The sequence below is a fragment of the Chitinophaga oryziterrae genome, from assembly GCF_009758125.1.
In the GTDB taxonomy this organism is placed as follows: Bacteria; Bacteroidota; Bacteroidia; order Chitinophagales; family Chitinophagaceae; genus Chitinophaga; species Chitinophaga oryziterrae.
In genome coordinates this window covers 106,154-126,446 of sequence record NZ_WRXO01000011.1, presented here as the reverse complement: position 1 = coordinate 126,446, position 20,293 = coordinate 106,154, and the positions used below count along the sequence as shown (strand labels likewise).

At 44.6% G+C, this 20,293-nt stretch carries 16 protein-coding genes and 1 riboswitch; of the genes, 7 read left to right on the top strand and 9 right to left on the bottom strand.

Annotated elements, in window-relative coordinates; all coding sequences use genetic code 11:
* Positions 1 to 82: 82 nt before the first annotated feature.
* Positions 83 to 787 carry an NUDIX hydrolase gene (locus tag GO495_RS27775; protein WP_157303215.1) on the bottom strand — a complete coding sequence of 235 codons (705 nt, stop codon included), beginning with the start codon at positions 785 to 787 and terminating at the stop codon, positions 83 to 85.
* A gap of 157 nt (positions 788 to 944) precedes the next feature.
* Positions 945 to 1,601, bottom strand: a complete 657-nt coding sequence (locus GO495_RS27770) for an HAD family hydrolase (RefSeq protein ID WP_157303214.1) — start codon at positions 1,599 to 1,601, stop codon at positions 945 to 947.
* A gap of 60 nt (positions 1,602 to 1,661) precedes the next feature.
* On the opposite strand from GO495_RS27770, the gene GO495_RS27765 reads away from it, so the two are divergent.
* Positions 1,662 to 2,096 carry a hypothetical protein gene (locus tag GO495_RS27765; protein WP_157303213.1) on the top strand — a complete coding sequence of 145 codons (435 nt, stop codon included), beginning with the start codon at positions 1,662 to 1,664 and terminating at the stop codon, positions 2,094 to 2,096.
* 290 nt (positions 2,097 to 2,386) lie between these two features.
* Here GO495_RS27765 and ygiD read toward each other — a convergent pair whose 3' ends face one another.
* The gene (gene ygiD, locus GO495_RS27760) at positions 2,387 to 3,268 is read right to left on the bottom strand and encodes a 4,5-DOPA-extradiol-dioxygenase (RefSeq protein WP_157303212.1); all 882 of its coding nucleotides are present in this window, start codon (positions 3,266 to 3,268) and stop codon (positions 2,387 to 2,389) included.
* Between the two features lie 85 nt (positions 3,269 to 3,353).
* On the opposite strand from ygiD, the gene GO495_RS27755 reads away from it, so the two are divergent.
* On the top strand, positions 3,354 to 4,598 hold the full coding sequence (locus GO495_RS27755; protein ID WP_157303211.1) for a dicarboxylate/amino acid:cation symporter: 1,245 nt from the start codon (positions 3,354 to 3,356) through the stop codon (positions 4,596 to 4,598).
* Here the strand turns inward: GO495_RS27755 and GO495_RS27750 are convergent.
* The 4 genes from GO495_RS27750 to GO495_RS27735 form a co-directional block, all read right to left on the bottom strand.
* A complete protein-coding gene (locus GO495_RS27750; protein WP_157303210.1) occupies positions 4,555 to 5,775 on the bottom strand; it encodes a YdcF family protein in 1,221 nt (406 codons plus the stop codon). The genes GO495_RS27755 and GO495_RS27750 overlap by 44 nt on opposite strands.
* Complete coding sequence (locus GO495_RS27745; RefSeq protein WP_157303209.1) at positions 5,768 to 7,084, bottom strand: amidohydrolase family protein; 1,317 nt, start codon at positions 7,082 to 7,084, stop codon at positions 5,768 to 5,770. The genes GO495_RS27750 and GO495_RS27745 overlap by 8 nt, the downstream gene beginning before the upstream one ends.
* A gap of 53 nt (positions 7,085 to 7,137) precedes the next feature.
* Positions 7,138 to 8,310 (bottom strand): trans-sulfuration enzyme family protein, encoded by a 1,173-nt coding sequence (locus GO495_RS27740; RefSeq protein WP_157303208.1) that lies wholly within the window; start codon positions 8,308 to 8,310, stop codon positions 7,138 to 7,140.
* Positions 8,311 to 8,467: 157 nt separating this feature from the next.
* Positions 8,468 to 8,582, bottom strand: a riboswitch (SAM riboswitch).
* A 58-nt stretch (positions 8,583 to 8,640) separates the two neighbouring features.
* The gene (locus tag GO495_RS27735; RefSeq protein ID WP_157303207.1) at positions 8,641 to 9,561 is read right to left on the bottom strand and encodes an NAD-dependent epimerase/dehydratase family protein; all 921 of its coding nucleotides are present in this window, start codon (positions 9,559 to 9,561) and stop codon (positions 8,641 to 8,643) included.
* 91 nt (positions 9,562 to 9,652) lie between these two features.
* On the opposite strand from GO495_RS27735, the gene GO495_RS27730 reads away from it, so the two are divergent.
* The 4 genes from GO495_RS27730 to GO495_RS27715 all read left to right on the top strand — a co-directional run bounded on the left by GO495_RS27730 (position 9,653) and on the right by GO495_RS27715 (position 15,910).
* A complete protein-coding gene (locus GO495_RS27730; RefSeq protein ID WP_157303206.1) occupies positions 9,653 to 10,258 on the top strand; it encodes a TetR/AcrR family transcriptional regulator in 606 nt (201 codons plus the stop codon).
* Between the two features lie 180 nt (positions 10,259 to 10,438).
* On the top strand, positions 10,439 to 11,758 hold the full coding sequence (locus tag GO495_RS27725) for a TolC family protein (RefSeq protein ID WP_170302733.1): 1,320 nt from the start codon (positions 10,439 to 10,441) through the stop codon (positions 11,756 to 11,758).
* A 19-nt stretch (positions 11,759 to 11,777) separates the two neighbouring features.
* The gene (locus tag GO495_RS27720; protein WP_157303204.1) at positions 11,778 to 12,848 is read left to right on the top strand and encodes an efflux RND transporter periplasmic adaptor subunit; all 1,071 of its coding nucleotides are present in this window, start codon (positions 11,778 to 11,780) and stop codon (positions 12,846 to 12,848) included.
* An 11-nt stretch (positions 12,849 to 12,859) separates the two neighbouring features.
* The gene (locus tag GO495_RS27715) at positions 12,860 to 15,910 is read left to right on the top strand and encodes an efflux RND transporter permease subunit (RefSeq protein ID WP_157303203.1); all 3,051 of its coding nucleotides are present in this window, start codon (positions 12,860 to 12,862) and stop codon (positions 15,908 to 15,910) included.
* A 173-nt stretch (positions 15,911 to 16,083) separates the two neighbouring features.
* Here the strand turns inward: GO495_RS27715 and GO495_RS27710 are convergent, their stop codons facing one another.
* Entirely contained in the window at positions 16,084 to 16,851 is a 768-nt protein-coding gene (locus GO495_RS27710) for an SGNH/GDSL hydrolase family protein (RefSeq protein WP_157303202.1), read from the bottom strand.
* Between the two features lie 904 nt (positions 16,852 to 17,755).
* Here GO495_RS27710 and GO495_RS27705 point away from each other — a divergent pair.
* A complete protein-coding gene (locus GO495_RS27705; protein WP_157303201.1) occupies positions 17,756 to 18,421 on the top strand; it encodes a response regulator transcription factor in 666 nt (221 codons plus the stop codon).
* 114 nt (positions 18,422 to 18,535) lie between these two features.
* On the opposite strand, the gene GO495_RS27700 is transcribed toward GO495_RS27705, so the two are convergent.
* Positions 18,536 to 20,284, bottom strand: coding sequence for a RagB/SusD family nutrient uptake outer membrane protein (locus GO495_RS27700; RefSeq protein WP_157303200.1), 1,749 nt, complete (start codon positions 20,282 to 20,284; stop codon positions 18,536 to 18,538).
* Positions 20,285 to 20,293 lie beyond the last annotated feature (9 nt).

Below are 20,293 nucleotides of genomic sequence, written 5' to 3'. Positions count from 1 at the left end.
AGTATGAAACTTTCTTTTATCCGGCTCTATAAAATCAGAATATTTTAAATTCCCGGATCAAAATTCTTATCCGGCTTACAGACTATCTCAAATTCCCCGGATCAGAAACAAAGTTCAGGAAAGCATGAAACTTCGCGCTGTACTTTCTTTTATCCAGTTTATAATAAAATGCTCCTCTTTTAGAAGACGCTCTTTCTTTCTCTTTCTGTTTCACCAGTAAACCGGTAGATAATACCTTTCTGCTGAAATTCCGTTTATCAAATCCTGCATCATATACTGCTTCGAACAGGATCTGTAACTGGGGAATCGTAAACTTGGGTGGTAACAGCTCGAACAGCAGCGGGTGAATAGCTGCCTTATAACGTAACCGCGCCTGCGCTTCATGTACCATATCAGCATGATCAAATATCAGCTTAGGGATATCTCTCAGGGAGAACCATTCCGCTTTGTATTCGTCTGTCAGTTGCTGTTTGTACAAATTGATATCTATCAGTGCAAAGTAAGCTACGGATAAGGTCCTTTCCATCGGGTCGCGCTGAGGGGTGCCAAAGGCAGCTAACTGCTCCATATATACCCCGTCCAGCCCTGTCAGCTTATTCAGTGTACGGACAGCAGCTGCATCCAGTGCTTCTTCCGGCTGAACAAAACCGCCCATCAGGCTCCATTTACCTTTTTCAGGATCAAAGCCACGCTTTATCAATAATAACTTAAGATCCTGTCCGTCGAAACCGAAAATAATACAGTCTACAGCTACCAGCATCCGGGTTTGCCGGGAATAACGTGTCATACTTTCCTGGTGTTTAATTCTGCTAATATAAAACTCCCCGGTGATATTGCCAGTATTTACCCGGACTGTTTATTTCCACACAATATAGAAAAATAAATGTCGCTACAACAATTATGTACAAAAATGGTAATATCCGGTGGGCAGTGGCTAAAATCTGCTATCGGAATAACTGCCCAGGGGTGATGGCCGTGTAATCAGCAATAAAAGCGATGATATTATCATACCCCGCAAACTCCTCACGGGTATGCATGGTAGTGAGGACGACCACTTTCATGCCTGCATTGGCAGCCGCTTCCACGCCTTTGGGCGCATCTTCGAACACGATACAATCCGCAGGAACAGCTCCCAGTTCGGCAGCAGCTTTGAGGAATACTTCAGGGTCCGGCTTGCTGGTCACCACATCATCAGCAGTAATGATAGTCTGGAAATAATCCCGCACATGCAGGTTATCCAGTGCAAAATCCACATTGAAAGGTATAGCGGCAGTGCCTATGCCCATCGCGATCCCCTGCTCTGCGGCCATATCCAGGAACTCTTTCAGTCCGGCTATCAGCTCCAGGTGCGGACGGTAAGCCTCCTGGTAACGCCTTTCCTTTTCCAGTGCCAGGGTATCCATTTCTTTATCTGTAAACCTGTCCTTTCCAAAGATCCTTACCAATACTTCCTGGTTCTTGCCATACATCTCCTTTTTCACCGCTTCCCGGCTCAGTCCGGCCTTCAGATCGTCGTTCAGGATGTTGTACCAGCCATGTACATGATATTCCATATCATCTATCATGGTGCCGTTCATATCGAAAATAAAAGCCTTTTTCATATACTGCAAAGCTAATATGGAATTTCGGGAATTTCTGCATCCTGCTACAAAACCTATCATATGGAAACATACATTCACATTCCTACCCCCTGTCATGAAAACTGGAATAACATGTTACCGGCAGACCAGGGACGCCATTGCCTTACATGCTGTAAAACGGTGGTAGACTTTACAGACTGGGATACCCCGGCTATTGCGGCTTATTTATATGCAAATGCAACACAGAAAGTATGCGGGCGTTTTAATGCCAGTCAACTGGACGTGCCCGTAGAAGATACAATTTTACAGGTGTTTTATTCCAACCTGCCCCTGTTTAAAAAGATAGCAGCAGTGATTGTGATCGTATTCGGAATGGCATCCTGCAATCCGAAATCAACACCTCAGCAATCACCACCAATGTTGGGTAAGATAGCGCTGGTAGATACGACACCTGTTGTTCAAATACCAGAAAAAATCGTCGTTGCCGGACAAGTACAAATGAAGAAGGTCGAATGAATTCGACCTCCGCTGATTTATAGTTCACGTTATTGAATTAGCCACATGCGGCAAAAATTACCAGGATTGCATGCAGCCATACAAAAAGTTATAAAAATGTTAAGATGATTTTATTCATGTAAGTGGAATAATCGATCCGCAATACGATTGCGCTGTTTCTCATAACGTTACGACAAATATAGCCTTTCCTGTTGCTCGCAATATAATGATAAATGTCAATTCTACAATTAAATTACAGGTAAAAAAAATGGTCAGACGGAGGAATTCCGTCTGACCATTACAATGAGGTACTACTCTCCTATCTGGAAACAGCGCATACTGATGCTGCCATTCTGTATTTCCTCGTATGTGAAATTGATCTGCTCATCTTTTTCTGCTAATCCCAGACTATAAAAAAGCGGCAGGTAATGATCGTTCGTTGGTACAGCCATCATCGCTGCCTTTCCCAATTGCTGGTAATGCATCAGGTCTTCGAACTTGCGCTGCTCTATTTTTGTTTTTACCGTTTCATCAAATTCTACGGCCCAGTCGAACGGTTTTGCCGTATCCGAGAAACTAATATTGCGCAGGTTATGCACGATATTGCCGCTCCCTAAAATCAATACCCCTTTCTTACGCAATGCTTTTAACTCCCGGGCCAGGTTATAGTGATATTCAGGCGGTTTGCTGTAATCAATACTCAGCTGGTATACCGGTATGTTTGCTTCCGGATACATATGGCGTAACACAGACCATGTACCATGGTCCAATCCCCACTGATCATCTTCAGCCACATGGGTACTGGTTATCAGTCTGGCCGTTTCCCTGGCAATATCCGGTGCACCCGGTGCAGGGTATTGTACATCATGCAATGCCTGCGGAAAACCGCCAAAGTCATGTATGGTCACCGGTTTGGATGACACCAGTACATGCGTCCCCTTAGTAAGCCAGTGTGCCGACACGGCCAATATAGCGCGTGGCTGCTCTTTCACGGATTTCCCCATGGCTGTCAACCGGCGGGTAAATGCGTTGTCCGCTAATGCATTCATAGGGTTACCATGCCCTATGAACATAGCCGGCATGGTAGCCGTACTTTTAAAATCACGGGTAATATTCCCCAGTTCTTGTAGTTGCATAACTTTTCCTCCTACAGGTAAAATGGCCAATGCAGCCAGAAAATCTTTCCTGTTCATGATACAAATATACTATTACATGGTGCAACAAGTAAATGGACAGATATAGGTATCACGTGTACTTTTTCATGTATATTACAGTATAATGCGAACACTATTTAAAAACTACAGCGGCATACTGCTTTTATTAGGTGGTATTACAACCGGAAGCATACTGGGACTGATATTCGGGAAAAGCATTGAGGTGATCAAGCCCATAGGAGATATCTTCCTGAACATCCTTTTTACGGCAATTATCCCCCTGGTATTCTTTAGTATTGCCTCGGCTATCGCCAATGTAGATCCCGGGCAGAAACTGGGAAAGATACTCTCGGTAATGGGAGCTGTTTTCCTGGGTACAGTACTCATCTCCTCCTTTTTAACGATTGTCACTATCCGCATCTTTCCCTTACAGGCTGTGACCACAGATGCGGCTAACTTTATTGCGGATACAAACACAGGGAATTTCGGGGACCAGGTAACCAAACTGCTTACTACAGGGGAATTCTTCGAGTTATTATCCAGGAAGAACATGCTGCCCTTTATCATATTCTCTACCCTGATAGGTTTTGCGACTTTAAAAGCCGGTAACACAGGCGAGCCATTCCGCCGTTTCCTGATGTCGGGGAACGAAGTGATGAAACACCTGCTGATACTTATTATGTACCTGGCCCCCATCGGGTTAGGCGCCTATTTTGCTTACCAGGTTGGCACACTGGGGCCACAGCTCTTTGGCACCTACGCCAGTTCCATGGCTGTTTATTATGGTTTTGGGATCTTCTATTTTATAGTGATGTTCAGCGTATATGCCTTTGTGGCGGGCGGTGTAAAAGGCATTAAGACCTATTGGAAATATAACGTGATACCCACTTTTACAGCGCTGGGTTCCTGTAGCAGCATTGCTACTATTCCTGCTAACCTGGATGCTGCGGCCAAAATGGGTGTCCCCGATCATATCAACAGCGTAGTAGTGCCGCTGGGGGCCACTTTACATAAAGACGGTTCCAGCATTTCTTCTGTTGTTAAAATAGGGGTCGTATTCGCCATGTTCGGACGTGATTTCAGCGGCATAGATACTATCCTGCTGGCCATGGGCATTACAGTATTAGTGAGTATAGTGGAAGGAGGTATTCCCAATGGCGGTTATATTGGAGAATTACTGGTGATATCTGTATATGGTTTTCCGGTAGCTGCCTTACCGGCAGTGATGATCATAGGCACCCTGGTAGACCCGCTGGCTACTATATTAAACGCTACCGGTGATACCGTGGCGGCGATGCTGGTGACAAAATTTACAGGTGCCAGACTTAAGGATCCAGCGGCTCTTCAGGATTCTGCTGCCACGCTTTAGGCGACGGGACAAAAGCATTCTCAGTAGCGCTCACCCTTTCCAGGCTCTGGTAAGGAATGTATCCCAGCTCATTCATAAAACGGATAGCCATCTTTTCTATAGCAAGCGACTGAAAAGCATCCGATATTATGAGCCCCGGTTTCGTTGCCGGCATATTGAACAAATACATCAGTCTTTCTGCATTCCTGATATTGGTAGTGGTATGTCTGGCATGTGGTTCTATAATCACCGCACTATCGGGTAATCCCAGTTTGCCGGTGATGTACTTCTTCATTTCTATCGCCTCACAGAAGGGTGTTTTATAAGGATGTACATGCCCGCCGGAAACAATAATAAAAGGAGCTACCCCCTTTTTGTAAGCATCCACTGCCAGCCTGCAACGATACATACCCACACTGTCTATAGAACGCCCATCCACACCCGGACCAGCACCCGGTACCAGTATCGTACTGTAACGAAAAGCATTCCAGTTCACTCTTCTCGATTTGGCGAAAGGAGCTGCATTTTTATCTTTATATAAAGGTTCATAACGGGTAGCCTCATCACGTCCGTTAATCGTCAGTGCTTTTAATGCTGCGGCCAAAGGCTGTTTGTAAAAAGCATTCCCCTTGCCTGCTGTTACTACCGTCTTTAAATTGGTTTTTACCAACTGAAAAAAAGCAGGATCTGAAGGACGGAAAGAGATGGAATCTATCCTTGGATAACGGGGTGGTACACCCTTTAAATAGACGCTGCAAATAAGATTGATACCCTCCGTAACATCCTGCCATGCTTTTCTGATAAAAGCCGTATCAGCGTCACCGCTATATACAGGATAACGGTCCTCTGCTTTCAAGCGTTCTATCAAAGCTTTGAAATCTCTGTCGGATACAGATAAGCGTTGAAATTCCGCACTTGTTCCTTTTATTTCTTCAGGCGTCCATAATAAAGCTTCTGTTAAACAGGATACATTAGAACATGTGCTGTAAGCCTTACTGATCCTGGCCTGCCGTTCACGGGCCACATTATTGAAAACTGTATTTTTTACTACGATATTATGTACATCACTTTTTCTTTCCAGCACATACAGCAGGTAAAAGGATTTCCTGATCTGTACCTGTTCATCAGGCGTAAAAGATTGCGCCTGCAAAGAAGCAGTGCATAGCAGCAGGCATAGCGTCAATAGGTTTCTAATCATTTTGCTCAACTTTTTTCCCGTTTTTCCAAATTTCTACGATCGTCCTTGTATTATTAATATCCTGGGAAGGATCTCCTTCCAGGATCATAAAATCTGCTTTTTTACCTGCTGTTAAAGTACCCACCTGTTTATTAATTCCCAGTAATTCAGCACCATTCTGCGTTGCGCAACTAATCACTTTCAAAGGACTCAAACCTGCTTCTACCATCAGTTGCAGCTCCAGGTGCTCAGAGAATCCCTGCGCTCTTACTGGCTGGGCACCGGCATCTGTACCCATGGCAATTTTCACACCGGCACTATCCAGTTTACGCAGGTTCACTACGGCTGTCATGAAGGCACGCATTTTCTTTTCCCGGGTTTTATCCTGCTGCTGTTGCTGGCGGTAGGCATCACTGGTAAGCATCTCCAGTACACCCGGTTCCAATGAACGGATAAAGAAAGGATCATTCATCCATTCAGGTTGCCCTGCATAGATAAAACCATATTCATCCAATGATAATGTGGGAATATAAAATGTGCCCTTTTCTTTCATTGCTGTGATCAGCGACGCATCCACTTCTTTATCACGGATGCTGTGCGCCAGCAGGTCTACGCCTGCATTCACCAGCCTTCGGGCATCTTCGAGGTAATAGACATGTGCCGCAACTTTCAATCCCTGCCGATGTGCTTCTTTTATCAGCGCTTCATAAACAGCGGGTTCTATTTCAGGCATGGTACCTCCGCCATCGTCCACCCATAACTTCAGGAAGTCCGGTTTTAATAAAGCCAGTTTGCGTACATCCGCTATTGCTTCTGCGGGAGTGGCCGGGCGTTGCACCTGCGTACCAAAAGCTGCCGGTGGCAGCCCGTTCTTCGCGCCAAAACCATAACCGGCTGTGAGCAAAGTGGCTCCCGGTATCAGCCCCAGACGGGAAGAATCGCGCAGGGGAAATACCAATGGCTGATCCGTACCCAGACTCAACACTGTACCTACCCCGTAGTTAAGGTAACGCTGCAACTGACGGACTACATTCTCCCGTGTATAGTTGCCGGCAGAAGCCGTATTGCCTTTCAGTAATCCCAGGTGTTCATGCCCGCTTATCAGCAGTGGCATCACCGTTTTACCGGTCATGCTGATCACTTTTGTATGTGGCGGGATCTGGGTAGTACCGATAGATACAATGCTGTCTCCTGCGATCAGCAGGTTAGCATGCAGCTGTACAGCATCCCCGCTGCCATCTATGAGTGTGACGTCTCTTATAAGTGTTTGAGCAAAAGTTTGATAACAGGTAACGGAAATGATTATACTAAGTAATAACCGTCTATACATAGTTAACAATTTATAGTTATGGCATGCAGTTCCCTGAAACTGCAAACTACGAACTATAAACCAGAAACTGCGGGCTGTAATTGATCTATTTTGTTAAATGTTTGTTGCAGGTCTTCCAGGAGATCGGCCGGTTCTTCCAGCCCTACAGACAGGCGTATCAGGCTGTCTGCCACCCCTGCGGCCCTGCGTTTCTCATCAGGAATGGATTTGTGGGTCATGCTGGCAGGATGGCAAAGCAGGCTTTTAATACCACCCAGACTTTCAGCCAGCTTAAAATAGCGTGTATTGGTTACGAAGGATTTAGCTGCTTCTTCTGTATCGTCCTTAAGGGTAAAGGAAACAATGCCGCCAAAACCTTTAGCCTGTTGCCCGGCCAGTAAATGATTGGGGTGGGATGAAAGACCGGGATAATATACTTTATCTACAAGCGGATGGTTTTCAAGATATTCTGCAACCTGCTGTGCATTGGCACAATGCTGCCTCACGCGCAGGTGTAATGTTTCAATACCACGTATCAGCAGGAAGCTGTCGAACGGCGACAGGATAGCCCCGCAGGCATTCTGGTAAAAGCGGACCTCGGCCCCCAGTTCTGCTGTTTTGGTCACTACTACACCGGCAATCAGATCACTATGACCGCCCAGGTATTTGGTAGCGCTGTGAACAACGATATCTGCGCCCAGTTTCAGTGGTTGTTGTAACACCGGAGAAGCAAAAGTATTGTCTACACAAAACAGGCATTTACCTGCCTTCGCTATTTTAGCTATCGCAGCAATATCTGAGATCTTCAAAGTAGGATTGGTAGGTGTTTCCAGCCATATCAAACGGGTAGCCGGTGTGATAGCATTAAACACTGCCTGTGTATCCGAAGTATCTACATATGTTACTTTGATACCAAACTTTTCATACACCTTCGTGAACAAGCGAAATGCCCCTCCGTAGATATCATCCACAGCCACTATTTCATCCCCTGATTTCAGGAGTTTTAATACCGCATCAATAGCTGCCAGCCCACTTGAAAAAGCAATACCAGTCGCTCCTTCTTCCAGTTGTGCCACTATCTTTTCCAGTATTTCACGTGTGGGATTATTAGTGCGTGCGTAGTCGTAACCTTTGTTAACACCGGGGGCTTCCTGCACGAAAGTAGAGGTCTGATAAATAGGAACTGCTATAGCGCCTGTCTGTTCGTCTACCGGAATGGAATGGATTAATTGCGTAATTGTACTCATCTCTTTTTTGTTTTTTAGTTTGATGAAGGATTGTTGTTAAACAGCTTATCAGAGAGACTAAGAGAGAGAGAGAGATGATTTGTCTATAAAACAAAAAAACTCACCTGGGAGCCAGGTGAGTTTTCGTATATCGGAAATAATATAGATCAAACTAACTGACTTATCTTTCCCGGATTTTATACCGGGTGGATGTAGCACCTTTCCTGTTTGTTAAAGCAGGATGGTTGCTAAGACTTCGCAGGGCCATTTCCCTCCGTCTTTCTTGATAAGAATCTTAAAGAACTGGTGCAAATATAAAACAGGAATATTTATACTTCCAAATATTTTTTATTATTTCCCGATGGTTTGCCTCAATCCATCTTCATAAGATGTTGGTTTAAAATTGAAATGCTTTTCAAATTTTGTACTGTCAAAAATATAAGGATGATTACTCTGGTAAAGCATTTCGTGCAGTTCACCGATAGTGGTATCGAAAAGACCCGCAAGGCGGACCATCCATCCTGTCAGTCGCATATAACGGGGTTTTACATTTAATATCCCTGCCACCATTTCTATATACTCCTTCCCGTTAGGCGCCGGATTGGTTGTTGGCAAATGCCATATCTGGTTAAAAGTACTGTTGTCCTGAGACAGTAAATACAATGCCTTCCCCGCATCCGGCGTGAAGGTATAACTATGCGTATACTGATCACTACCCAGCCAGTTAGCCATTTTGCCTTTTGAGAGGTTACCAATCACCAGCAGGTTCATAATACCGGTAGTATCAGCTCCGGGGCCGTAAAAATCGGCTGCACGCGCAATGGTGGCCGTCAGGCGGCCTTCTTTTACCCTGTCCATGATTTTATTAGCAATCATTGCCCGGATCTCCCCTTTCTTACTACAAGGGTTATAAGGAGTTTCTTCTGTCATAGGGCCGTCTACCAGCCCATACATATACACATTATCAAAGAAAATGAGGGGAACGCCCGCCTCACTGCAGGCATGAATGACATTCTGTATGATCTTAGGCCAGGCCACTTCCCATATTTTATGATTGTATGCCAGTCCTGCACACAGGAATACCATAGAAGAACCGCTTACCGCCCTGCGGGTTTGTAACGGGTCAGTAATATCCGCGGCCATGGTTTCAGCTTCGCCAATGGCCTTGGGCTGACGGCTCACTAATCTTACTTTCTTTCCGTTTGCCTGTAATTCTTTAGTTAACTCGTTCGCTATCACTCCTCCTGCTCCTAATATTGTATATAACTCCATAGGGTGTTTTTTTTATGTTGACGTAAAAATAGAAAATATATTTTAAATTATGAACACCGTTCAGTAAGTTTGCATTGTAAATAAAATAACAATGGGCATCACTGATAGAAAAGAACGCGAAAAACTTGAGATGCGCCGTCTGATTATGGACGCTGCCATGGATATGTTTGTGAAAGATGGTTATGAAAAAACTTCCATCCGTAATATAGCTGATAAAATAGAATATAGCCCTGCTACCATTTATCTATATTATAAAGATAAAGATGAATTATTATGGGGATTACAGACAGAAGCTTTTGAGAAATTGGCCAATGTATTCAGAGAAGGTATCACTGCTATCGAACCAATACAGCAATTAAGGCAAATGGCTAAATTATATGTTGAATTTGGGATGGGTAATCCGGATCTGTATGATCTCATGTTCATCATCCGTTCTCCTATGAATGCAGAGAAAAATGAAGAATGGAAAAGCGGCTCCAGTGCTTTCCAGTTCCTGATGAATATAATCCAGGCCGCAATAGATAAGCTGAAATATGAGAATGTAATGATAGGCGCTTTATCCTGCTGGTCAATGGTACATGGCCTGGTTTCTTTAAATGTACGGGGACGCTGCAAAGTACTGGAAGTCCCAGAGGATAAAGTACAGGATATGCTGCAGATAGCTGTAGATCAATATATCGATAACATAACGCGATAAACGATTGATACTGTTGATAGTAACCCCAATTAGTTGACGCTATCAACAGTATCATCATACTTAATTGACTTCATCAACTATACATTTAAACAACTGACACTCAATGTGTCTTTTTTTTAACGCTATTAATAAACAGTGTTCATTATGTCAACAAACATCATCAACAAATTATCGTTCATAATGCTACTGCTAATTAGCTCTGCCATAGGGGCTTTTGGGCAGGAAAATGTACTCGACAGGTACATAAAAGAAGCTTTTGAACACAATCAGGGCTTACAACAGCGCAACTTTCAGCTGGATAAGTCACTTTTAGCGCTGAAGGAAGCAAAGGCGCTCTTTTATCCGCAGGTGGGTGTGACAGGGTCCTATACCAAAGCCGGCGGTGGCCGTACGATCGATATCCCTGTCGGGGACATGCTGAACCCGGTGTACAATACGTTGAACACGCTTACTAACAGTCAGAAGTTCCCTCAGTTGCCCAACCAGTCGGTGCTACTGAACCCTGATAACTATTACGATCTGCATGTACGCACGTCCCTGCCGCTGATCAACACGGAAATATGGTATGCACAGAAGATCCGTAAAGAAAGTATTACCCTGCAACAGGCTACCGTCAATGTTTACAAACGCGCTCTTGTAAAGGATATTAAAACTGCATATTATCAGTATTACCAGGCAGTTAAAGCGGTGGAGATTTACAATACCGCACTGGCTCAGGTACAGGAAAATATCAGGGTGAATAAGAGTTTCCTTGATAACGGTGTCCGTAACAATACCTCTCTGACACGTGCACAGGCAGAACAGCAAAAGATAGAAACCTCTATTACTGAGGCTCAGAACAAACAGCAGAATGCACAGGCCTATTTTAATTTCCTGCTCAACCAGCCTTTTACTACTCCCATTACCCTGGATAGTACTGTTTTTACACCGGCATTGACCAGTATCCCGGAAGCCAGCGGCTCCCGGGAAGAACTGATTCAGCTGGACCAGCAGAAAAAGATCGCTGATCTGCAATACAAATTATCCTCTTCCTATCTCATCCCTAAACTCAGCACATTCTTAGACCTGGGCTCCCAGGCATACAACTGGAATGTTGATAATAAATCGCGCTATTACATGTGGGGTGTAAACCTGCAATGGGACCTCTTCGCCGGCGGACAACGCAAATACAAGGCACAACAGGCGGCATCAGATATACAGGTGATACAGGCGTCCTACAATGAAACCAACAACGCATTACAACTGGAAGTCAATACTGCACAGAACAATTATCATACGGCTGTTGCCAGTTTCTCCAACGCACAAACGCAGTTACAGTTCTCCGAAAAATATTACAACGACCAACTGAAAGTATATAAAGCAGGACAACTCCTCTACATCGAATTACTCGATGCACAGAACCAGCTGACCAGCGCCAGATTACAGCTCTCCGTTGCTTTTGCACAGGTGCAGACTGCCCTGGCAGAAATTGAAAGAACACAGGCTACCTATAAACTATAACTCTTTAAAATACTGAAACATGAAAACACTACATGTTATTGCCTTACTGGCGCTCCTCTCCTCTTTTGCAGTTTCATGCGGAGAAAAAACATCAGCAGAACAGAAAAAAGAAACAGATAAAATACCGGTAAAACTATTGCCGCTGAATGGCCAGATAGCTGCTATCAACCTGATCAATGTATCCGGACAATTTACTACTGATGATGAAGTGATGCTTTCTTTTAAAACCGGGGGTATCATACAAAGCCTGCTTGTAAAAGAAGGTGATGCCATTAAACAGGGACAGCTGCTGGCGACCCTCAATCCTACAGAAATTGATGCACAGGTACAACAGGCACAGCTTTCCTACGATAAATCAGTACGCGACCATCAGCGTATACAGAACCTTTACAAAGACAGTGTTGCTACACTGGAACAGTTACAGAACACACAAACAGCGGTAGATATTGCACAGGAACAATTGAAAAGCGCACAGTTCAACCGCAGTCATTCTCAGATCAGGGCACAGGCAAATGGTTTCGTGTTACGCAAACTGGCCAGCGAAGGACAAATGGTACAACCCGGCACTGCCGTGTTTGAAACCAATGGTGCACAATCCGGCGACTGGTTACTGCGTGTACCCGTGAGTAATAAAGAATGGGCGGCCATCAGGATACAGGATAAGGCACAGGTAGAAGTAGAATCTATTCCCGGTAAAACATTCAATGGCGTTATCTCCCGCAAATCAGAAGGTATCAATGCCGCTAACAACTCCTTCACAGCAGATATTAAACTGATGGGCGAAAAGCCTGCTGCTATTGCCTTTGGCATGTTCGGCAAGGCAAAGATCACTCCTGTCGTTCCTGCTGCTACAGAAGGTGACGGCCCATGGGATATTCCCTATGATGCCCTGCTGGAAGGAGACGGCAACACAGGATATGTATTCGTTACCAGTGATAATAAAACAGCGCATAAGGTAACGGTTACTATCGCTGGTATGGAAAAAGATCACGTGATCATCAGCAAAGGATTGCAGAATGCAGGTTCACTGATCATCTCCGGCAGCGCTTATTTAACAGAGGGAAGTCCCATCACTATTACGAATAATTAATATCCTGGAACATGAAAATATCTTCATACGCAGTAAAGAACTACCAGTTCACGCTGGTGATCTTTATTATGATCGTTGTGTTGGGCATCACCACCATCCTTAATATGCCCCGTTCGGAAGATCCGGAAATGCATGCTCCTACCTATTCTGTAGCCATCGTATACCCCGGTACCAGTCCTAAAGACATGGAGAACCTTATCGTTGATCCGCTGGAAAAAGAATTCTCTGCACAGGAGAATATCAAACGTGTACGCACGAACATTGGGGACGGTCTTGCCGTGATAAGAATAGAATACAAATACGGCAGTAATGTTGATGACAAATACCAGGAAGTACTGCGCGTCATGAACGGCAAACGCAGTGAATTACCGGAGAACATCAATGTAACAGTGATGCGTTTTCAGCCCAGTGATGTAAATATTCTACAGATAGCACTGGTATCTGAAAATGCACCTCGCGACAAGCTACAGTACTATGCAGAGAAACTACAGGATGAACTGGAACGTATCCGGTCGTTAAAAAATGTAGAGATCCACGGATTACCCAACAGACAGGTGCGCATAGAACTGGCAACAGATAAAATAGCACAGATGGGCATCACTACGGATAATGTGACAACCAGTCTGCAGAACGAAATGGTGAATACACCGGGTGGTAGTTTGGATGCCGGCAACCGTACCTTCAACATCAAAAGCAGTGGCAGTTATCAGCAACTGGACCAGATAAAGAATACCGTTGTATACAACAGCGCAGGAAAGAATGTTTTCCTGAAAGATATTGCCAATGTGTACTATGGTTATGACGATGCAACATATGAAACCCGTCTTAACGGACACCGTAGTGTATTTGTTGTTGCGGCGCAGAAAGAGGGAGAGAACATCAGCCAAACCCAAAAGCAATATCAACCTGTTATCGCTCAGTTTAAAAAGACCTTGCCTTCAAATATAGACCTGGTACAGAGTTTTGACCAGGCAGAAAATGTGAACCACCGCCTGGGCGGATTAGGCGAAGACTTCCTCATCGCCATCCTGCTGGTAGCCGTTACACTGCTTCCTTTAGGATTCCGCCCTGCATTGATCGTAATGATCTCTATCCCATTATCTTTAGCTATCGGCGTTATCCTGCTACAATTATTCGGATATAACCTCAACCAGTTAAGTATCGTAGGATTAGTAGTAGCATTGGGATTACTGGTGGATGACAGCATTGTAGTAGTAGAGAATATAGAAAGATGGATACTGGAAGGACATACCCGTATGGAGGCTACCTTAAAAGCTACGGGGCAGATAGGTAAAGCGGTAATAGGTTGTACGGCAGCACTGATGATTGCCTTTATGCCACTGGTATTCCTGCCGGAAGGCGCCGGGGATTTTATCCGTGGATTACCGCTGGCGGTGATCATGAGCGTATTTGCCTCTATGCTGGTTTCCTTAACGATCATCCCTTTCCTTTCCAGTAAATTATTATCCGAACATACCGGACATCCCGATGGTAATATCTTCATGCGTGCCCTTAAACGCCTCATTCACGGCAGTTATTCCAAACTGCTGGACAAAGCACTGAACAGGCCCGTATTGACCATCCTGGCTACCCTGGTGATCTTTGGTACCTCTCTGATCCTTTTCAAGGTGGTTGGCTTCAGTCTCTTCCCGGCTTCTGAGAAACCCCAGTTCCTGATCAATATCACCGCCCCCCCTCAATCCAGCCTGGCGTATACCAACAGTATTACAAAAGACATTGAGAAGGTATTGAAGAATGAACATGGTATTAAATACTATTCTTCCAATATCGGCAAGGGCAATCCGCGGATCTATTACAACATTGTACCGGAGCATGAAAGGACCGACTATGCACAGATCTTTGTGCAACTCAATGAACATACCTCTCCGGACGTAAAGCTGGCGCTCATTGAAAAACTGCGTAAGTTATGGACACCTTATCCCGGCGCTAAAGTAGAAGTAACCAACTTCGAACAGGGACCTGCCGTTCCTGCCCCTGTAGAGATCCGCCTGTTCGGTGACAACCTGGATACCCTGCGTAACCTGGCAGCCCGTGCGGAAGTGCTTTTACAGCATACACAGGGCGCTATCTATGTCAACAACCCGGTGTATCTCCTGAAAAGCGATGTGCGTGTGGCGATTAATAATGAAAAGGCACAGCTGCTCGATGTTTCCAGTGTGTCGATAGACCGTACGGTAAGACTGGCGGTAACCGGGCTGAACCTTGGTCATTATTCTGATAACAATGACAACGACTACGATATCCTGCTTACCCGCAATAAGGAAGGACATCCCACATTGGACGTGTTCAATAACCTGTATGTGAACAGTCGTAGCGGTAAAGCCTACCCTCTTAATCAGGTGGCAGACCTGCGGCTGGAAACCTCTCCGCTCAGTATTCATCACCAGGAAAAAAGACGTGTGGTATCTGTTACGGCTTTTGTACAGAAAGGTTTCCTGGTAGACCGTGTGATCAATGATGTGGTCCGGAAGATGGATGGGATGAAATTGCCTGCGGGATATAGCTATGAGATGGGTGGAGAAGTGGAATCAAGACAGGATTCTTTTGGTGGATTTATGAGCATTATCATCGTTACCATCTTCCTGTTTATCGCTGTACTGGTACTGGAGTTTGGTACTTTTAAAAGTACACTGATCGTATTATCTGTCATTCCCCTGGGTATTGTAGGCGCAGCCATTGCATTATGGGCCACGGGGAATTCACTGTCTTTCATTGCTATTGTGGGGATGATTGCCCTGGCAGGTATTGAAGTAAAGAATACGATCCTGCTGGTAGACTTTACCAACCAGTTGAGGGAACAGGGTAAACCGCTGGAAACGGCTATCCGGGAAGCCGGCGAAGTACGTTTCTTACCGATTGTACTGACCTCCCTCACGGCGATTGGTGGATTATTCCCTATTGCCATCTCTACCAATCCATTAATAGCACCGCTTGCTATTGTCCTGATCGGCGGGTTGATCAGTTCTACATTGTTGTCCAGAATAGTGACACCGGTAGTCTATAAACTGATGCCTCCGAAGGTAAAGACTGAATCCTTGTAAAAGAGGAATAAAACAAGAATAAAACGGCTCTTGAAGAGGTTCATCCTACGTTTATCCTACGTTAAAAGACGTAGGATAAACGTAGGATGAACCTGTTTTGTTCCTGTTCAATTCCTGTTTTAGACATTATATAATACTGGAAAGGCACCGTTAAGGAGCCTTTCCAGTATCGTTTATTTCTTTACGGTCTCTAACCAGGAAGCAGCCATTAACTCCGCCCCTGCCAGACTTGGATGTACGCCATCTCCTGTCCAGTAAGAACCCGGCGCCACTTTCTGCGCCTTGTCAAAAATTGACTGGTAAGGTATATATGCCGCCCCGTATTTATCTGCTATTTCTTTCGCCGCAGCGCGGTAGTCGTTAAAAGCAGGATACCACTTTTCATCTACGGCTCTTATACCAATCACGGCAAAGGGTTCCCCTATCACCAGCTGTATGGCAGGTAGTTTCTGTTTGGTACGGTCCAGCAATGCGGTTAAATCATCAGTATAAGTTTTTATAGTGCCTTTGTAACCACTGGTCAGTGTATGCCAGAAGTCATTCACCCCTATCAGGATACTCAGCACATCAGGCTGCAATTGCAGGCAGTCTTCTTCCCAGCGTTCTGCCAGCTGGTATACTTTGTTACCGCTTATGCCTTTATTAAAGATTTTCAGGTTCTTACCGGGGAACTCTTTCAGCAGCTGTGCAGCTGCCAGGAAAGCATATCCATCCCCCAGGGCACCCGGATTATTGGCCTCGCTTTTATCCCTTTTACGACCTGCATCTGTAATGGAATCTCCCTGAAAGAGGACTACCGCATCCTTTTTCAATGTTATTTTTTTGGTCTGACTTTCTTTGGCATTGCCGGAGACCAGGGATGGAAGGCTTATTGCGGCCAGGCTTCCAAGGGATACGTTCCGGATGAAATTCCTCCGGTTGGAATGAGTTTTCTGTTGCATGGAATTATAGGATTAAGTGTATACATTGCGGTTATAAAGACCTGCATGAAGAACTAAAACTAATACATTTAACTAATAAAATAAAGATGCCGCCCAGGATTAGGCGGCAATTTAGTTATCTATCCTATGAAAACCTGTGTATAAATCACTTTAAGGAAGCTAGTCCCAAATCTTTCGCAGTTGCCTGGTACACATTCACTTATGCATACCAGGCTTAACGAGAGTTTGGCTTTATTATGGATATGGCTCTCCAAATATTGTTCCCAGACAACTTTCTGATTATCCCATATATAAGAACAAATGCTTATTGGTATAATTCTTTATGATGAATATGCCTGGTGATAAATGCTTTATACATTTTCTACTGTAAAGATGTAAAATAGATGCGTTAGATTTTGTAAATTTCATCTACCCTTTTGGAAAATGAGTAAGGACACACATATTCCTAGGTGCTAACACTTATTTTAAGCGTAGCCGAAAGCCAAACATTCTGAAACCGCCGTTATTTAACGCATATTTACGTGTACACAGAGCACCTTTAGACATACCCCATATCTTCTCTTGAAAGACTTCACAATAAATTATCCTTAAAAAGTTAGTTACTATAATAAGGGATGGAAGTAATTACCTATCATTAAAAAACATACTTTGAAAATTCTTATACTCATGCTTCATTTTGCTATAACCGCTATCTGCACAGAGAAAAGCTATTCAGGAAATTATCCCACATCTTTCTATTGACAATCAAATGTTCGTATTCACAGTAATTTCTATGCGGATGAAAAATTATACCACATCCAGTTGTTATGCGTTCTATAAAAGTAATAATAAGAAAATCCGTTCTTCCTATGCGATCGGGCAATGTATAACAGGTACGTATAAACTACCTCAAATCTATTAACAAATGAAAGATCCTATCTACAAAATATTATTGCTCGAAGAAGATATCACTTTGATAAAAAAGATTCAGCAGTTACTGACCTTACACAACTACGACATCATCACCTGCACTTCTGCAGAAGAAGGGATTTTCATGAGCCGGCAATACAGACCCGACCTGATAGTATCTGGCGTAAGACTGCGTGGTGGCAGTGGTTTTCACTTCCTCATGGAGTTGCGTAATGACCCTACGCTTCAGCACATTCCTTTCATTTTCATCAGTGGGAAAGAGGGTAAAGAAGATATGCGCATGGGCATGAACCTGGGCGCGGACGACTTCCTGACCAAGCCATTTAAAAGCAAAGAATTGATTATGAGCATTAAATCAAGGCTCATCCGGTTCACTATTTTTAACATTCAGAACAGGGATAGAAAACATACAACGATCGTGTCAATGCCGGTCATTGCTCCTGAAATCCATAATAAACTTAGTAAGACAGAATTCAGGATCATGCAGATGATTGCAGAAGGTCTGAGTACAAAAGAGATTGCCCAGACATTAAACATCAGTATCAAAACGGTAGAGAATCACCGGCATAATATTTCCAAAAAGCTGAACCTCACCGGTCATAATTCCCTGATTAAATATGCTATTAAAAACCTTACCCAGCAATACCGGATTTTATCATAATATGTAAAGTGAGATAATCCAAAGCCCGGTTAATACAAATTCAAAGCTCCTTCAGGAGCTTTGAATTTGCTACAGATACAGAATCGGGTTAAACAGTTTTTGTCCCCCGTTCTATTAATGGTATCCGTTATTTTGTTGTAATGTATTGGTCCCGCCATTGGTGGTAAGGTCGATCTGCCGTTGTGGGATCGCAAAATATTCATTGGTGCCCTTCGTAAAGTCCGCACCCTGTACATCCAGCGTGAGATTCCCTTCAAAAGCAAAATAGGCATTCAGCGTTTCACTCGCTATTCCCCAGCGCACCAGGTCAAAGAAGCGGTGTCCTTCCATGGCCAGCTCCAGTTTACGTTCGAAATAGATGGCTTTCAGCGCAAAGTCTTTGCCTTTGGTGCTGAAGGTACCTGCGGGATAGCGGGCTATGTTATAATTTGCTGCCGGTACATCCTGGAATCCACCCATAGGGGCCGAATCATCCTTATACAGGTATACTTCGCTTTCCGGTCTGGCGGCTCTGCCACGCACGCTATCTACTAATGCCTGCGCCTTATCGGGGTTGTCCAGTTGGGCGGCACATTCTGCGGCCAGTAACAGGATATCGGCATAGCGGATCAGGTTGTAGTTGATGGCGTTACCTGGCGCCCATCCTCTGGGATCATAATATTTGTCCTGGGTAGCCTGCCAGTATACATTCTTCTTGGGAGAATAATGGCCAGCTGTGGAGGCTTCCCTGATCCAGGCATCGCCGGGATGCACGCCCCAGTCGAGGTAAGGAATGCCCTGCCGTCCTACCGTCCAGTCCAGGCGAGGGTCCAGTGTCTCAGTAGTAATGCTGTGGTTATTGTAATCGTCCAGGTAAGGTAACCCCTGGGCATCTGTAATATAAGAGTTTACAAGGTCCTGTGTGGGCTGGAAAAAGCCGCAACAGCTAAAAGGCCCGTTGTAGGGATAGTTCAGCATTTCGCCCTGGTTGGCGTTGGCAGAGGTCCCGGAATTATCATTGGCATCGAATTGTATGGCAAAAACGCATTCCGATGTATTCTCTGTGGCAGCATCAAAGTTATCTTCAAAACGGTTCCTTAACTGGTAATGCTCTCCTTTTGAAGTTACACCGGAGACCAGGATCTGGTCGAACAGCGCCTCGGCCTCAGGGTATTTATGCTCGTACATGTATGTTTTTGCCAGGTAACAGGCGGCTGCCCATTTATTAGGACGGCCAACTTCCGACTGTGTAAGCGGTAATTTTTCCCAGGCAAACTGAAAATCAGCTTCTATATTGGGCCATATATCCTTGTTATTGGGTGTTTTCATGTCCGTGGTCGTTTCATCGATCCATGGCACCATGTTAAACATCTTTTTCAGATCGCTGTAGTAATGAGCACGCAGGAAATGCGTTTCTGCCTCTACCTCCGTTTTCTCTTCATCAGTCATATCTGTTACCTGGGGCAACAGGCGGAGGACCGTATTACAACGGGTCACGCCTTCGTAGTCTACTCTCCATTTATCATTGAGAAAACTATTGGTAGCGCCTGCGGTATAACGGGCAAGGTCCAGTATAGGCGGCGCATCAAAATGATCACTACCCTTATGGGCATCTCCTCCACATACACTGCCATAGATCCAGTTATCCGGAGATACCGCAAAACCTGCTCCACCGGAGAGGTTGGTCATGTCCCCATCTGTAAAATCCTGTCCGTCCAGTGCACCATACACACCTATCAGCAGGGCATTGATCCCCTTCTTATTGGCAACAAGGTTTTCTTTTAAGGAAGATGGCGGCACACGGTCCAGGAAGTTTTTACAGGCAGGGCTGCAAAGTCCTATTCCTGCCAGGATTGCTATACTTATATTTTTATTGAGTTTCATGGTTGTAAG